At 63.3% G+C, this 2,821-nt stretch carries 4 protein-coding genes; all 4 read right to left on the reverse strand.

The window, feature by feature from the left end:
- Positions 1-28 precede the first annotated feature (28 nt).
- The 4 genes from ACROSR_RS20415 to tnpA are packed head-to-tail and all read right to left on the reverse strand — an operon-like array spanning position 29 to position 2,762.
- Positions 29-331, reverse strand: coding sequence for a hypothetical protein (locus tag ACROSR_RS20415; RefSeq protein WP_432687712.1), 303 nt, complete (start codon positions 329-331; stop codon positions 29-31).
- Positions 331-1,944, reverse strand: coding sequence for an IS66 family transposase (gene tnpC / locus ACROSR_RS20420; protein WP_432687713.1), 1,614 nt, complete (start codon positions 1,942-1,944; stop codon positions 331-333). Before tnpC ends, ACROSR_RS20415 begins: the two co-directional genes overlap by 1 nt.
- A gap of 60 nt (positions 1,945-2,004) precedes the next feature.
- Positions 2,005-2,355 carry an IS66 family insertion sequence element accessory protein TnpB gene (tnpB, locus tag ACROSR_RS20425; protein WP_432687714.1) on the reverse strand — a complete coding sequence of 117 codons (351 nt, stop codon included), beginning with the start codon at positions 2,353-2,355 and terminating at the stop codon, positions 2,005-2,007.
- Positions 2,352-2,762 (reverse strand): IS66-like element accessory protein TnpA, encoded by a 411-nt coding sequence (gene tnpA, locus ACROSR_RS20430; RefSeq protein WP_432687715.1) that lies wholly within the window; start codon positions 2,760-2,762, stop codon positions 2,352-2,354. Before tnpA ends, tnpB begins: the two co-directional genes overlap by 4 nt.
- Positions 2,763-2,821: the final 59 nt, after the last annotated feature.

Genomic DNA, 2,821 nt, shown 5'->3' on the forward strand with positions numbered 1-2,821 from the left:
GTAAGCATTCGCCGAAGGCCGTTTGAACTTAACGGTTCTTCTTCTCGTCAGCCAAGATGCGTTCGATGACGTCAGCTTCGCACGCCTCATCGCGTAGGAACTGTCGGATCCCACCATGCCATGTCCGGATATCGGCGATGAGTTCCCGCAGGCATTCGACGCCACGGTCCGTAAAGGTCTTGATCCCTTCTTCGGTCCCGTCGTCGACCCAGATCATCTCGCCGTAATCGATATTGTCGGAATTAGCGCTGACCACCTCGATGAGTTCAAGGTTCTCACCGATCCTCCTGGCGGCCTCGTCAATGGTGTGGACCTGTGTGACGCGAGCCATCAGGCGGCCTCAGCCGATCGGGGCACCGTCTTCTGCCAGTTCCATGGTAACAATTCGGGCAACTGGGAGACGGGCGTGTCGGAGATGCGGGCGATGACGTCGGCGAGCCAGGCCTGCGGATCGATGCCGTTCAGCTTGGCTGTGCCGATCAGCGTATACATGGCGGCGGCGCGCTGTCCGCCCCGTTCGGACCCGGCGAACAGCCATGATTTTCTGCCGAGGGCCACACCGCGCAGGGACCTCTCGGCGGCATTATTTGTCAGGCAGATGCGGCCATCCTCGAGGAACCGGGTGAAGCCCGGCCAGTGGTTCGGCGACAGCAGATAGTCGATTGCCTTGGCGACCTTGGCATGCTTCGAGAGCAGCGCACGTTCACCGCGCAGCCAGCGTTTCAGATCGGCGACCAGCGGGGCCGACAGGCGTTGTCGCACCTCGAGGCGCGCGGCGGGGGCTTCGCCGTTGATGTCGCGCTCGATCTCGAACAGGGCATCGATGCGCCGGACCGCCTCGAACGCGATCGGCGAGATCTCCTTGGCGTTCTTGCCCTTGCGAATGTTTTTTTCGACATCCGCGAGCTCGAAGAACTTGCGGCGCGCGTGTGCCCAACACAGAGCTGAAGCAACGGGCCCCGGTGATCGTTTTGGATCATAAAGCTGGTTGTATCCGGCATAGGCATCGGCCTGCAGGATCCCCTGCCAGCCCTTCAGGTGCCCGGTTGGATGTTCCCCACTCCGGTCACGGGAAAAGCGGAAGACCACCGCGGGCGGCGCGGTGCCGCCGAAGGGCCGATCATCGCGGACATAGGTCCAGAGCCGTGCGGTTTTCGTCCCACCCCGCGCCAGCAGCGGCACGGTGGTGTCGTCGCCGTGCAATCGCCCGGCCCCCTTCACATGGGCCTCGATCAGCGCATTCAGCGGTGTCAGCAATTCGGTCACCGCGCCGACCTGATCGGCGAGCGTGGACAGGCTGAGCTCCACGCCTTCACGGGCATAGCGGTCGGCCTGACGGTTCAGCGGCTGATGCTGCCCGAACTTCTCGAACACGATCATGGCAAGCAGGCTGGGACCTGCCCATCCTCGCGGGATCGGGTGGAACGGGGCTGGCGGCTGGCTGATCTTCTCGCAATCGCGGCACGTGAACTTCTCGCGGACGGTCTGGATCACCTTCCATTGCCGGGGAACCACCTCCAGCGTATCGGTGACATCCTCGCCCATCTTGGCGATCCGGCCCGACCCGCAGCAGGCGCAAGTCGAGGGGGCCTCGACCACAACCCGCTCGCGCGGCAGGTGCTCTGGAAACGTCTTGCGGACGGGCTTGCGCCGGTCGAAGCCACGAACCTTTGTCGTCTTCTCTGCGGCCTGCTCGGCGCGGATGGCATCCTCCGCCGCGGCGGTTTCCATCTCCTCGAGCTGCAACTCGAGTTGGTCGATCAGCCGGGAGGTGCGTTCGGCGCTGCGCCCATACTTGTCGCGCTTGAGCATCGCGATCTCGAGCTTCAGGCCCGCGATCATCGCCTCGGATGCCGACACGACGGCATTCGACCGCGCCAGTTCAGCCTTTGTGGCCGCCAGCTCGGCGCGCAACTTCTCAAGTTCGGAGACTGCACCTGACATGGTCGGAATCTACCATACCGACCGCAGAAAGCCTATCTGAAACGAGGCTGGGAGAACAATTTATCCCGCCTTTGCAGGCCTTTGCGTCCAGCGCGGATTGCGCCAGTCGATCCCGTCCAGAAGATAACCGAGCTGGGCTGCGGAGATCTGCACAGCCTCGCCCGATTGGCTGACCGGCCAGATGAACCTGCCCGCCTCGAGGCGTTTCAGATAGAGCGACATGCCCACGCCATCGTGCCACAAGATCTTGACCAGGTCGCCACGACGTCCGCGGAAGCAAAATATCTCGCCGGCATGCGGATCACGCCCGAGACCTTGCTGCACCTGCAGTGCCAGCGTGTTCATGCCGCGGCGCATGTCGGTGACACCGCCGGCGATCCACACCTTCGTGCCCGCCGGAAACGCGATCATTGCCCGTCCACCACCGACAGGATCCGGGCAAGAGCTTCCGGCTCCACACCGGGGGCCACGATAAGCCGACGGCCATTTGGCAGGGCAATCTCCACCTGAGCGTTCCGTGAAAGATCAGGGGGATCAACCGGCCCGGGCTGAGAGGCAGCGACATCCGTCGTCACGGTCACCGGGGTGAAGGATACCGGGCGGGACGCACCAAGCTCACCGCAGCGATACTGCCGACGCCAGATCGTCAACAGCGATCGGCAAATGCCATGCCGCCGCGCCGTGGCTGTCACTTGCCGGTGGCCGACAAAACTTTCCTCGACGATCCGGAGCTTGTCCTCATCCGACCACTGCCGACGGCGAACGCCATCGGCCGCGGTGAGAACTTCGATTTGAGGGCGGTGAATGAAATCTGACATAACGTCGGACTTATCATCGGATCGTAGCCGAAGTCAGACGGCCCCCGCCGCAGCCTTAC

It is taken from the genome of Roseovarius tibetensis, from assembly GCF_050896375.1.
In the GTDB taxonomy this organism is placed as follows: Bacteria; Pseudomonadota; Alphaproteobacteria; order Rhodobacterales; family Rhodobacteraceae; genus Roseovarius; species Roseovarius tibetensis.

Coding starts and splice junctions, on each gene's coding strand:
- ACROSR_RS20415 (WP_432687712.1), bottom strand. CDS start 331: ATGGCTCGCGTCACACAGGTCCACACCATTGACGAGGCCGCCAGGAGG.
- tnpC (WP_432687713.1), bottom strand. CDS start 1,944: ATGTCAGGTGCAGTCTCCGAACTTGAGAAGTTGCGCGCCGAGCTGGCG.
- tnpB (WP_432687714.1), bottom strand. CDS start 2,355: ATGATCGCGTTTCCGGCGGGCACGAAGGTGTGGATCGCCGGCGGTGTC.
- tnpA (WP_432687715.1), bottom strand. CDS start 2,762: ATGTCAGATTTCATTCACCGCCCTCAAATCGAAGTTCTCACCGCGGCC.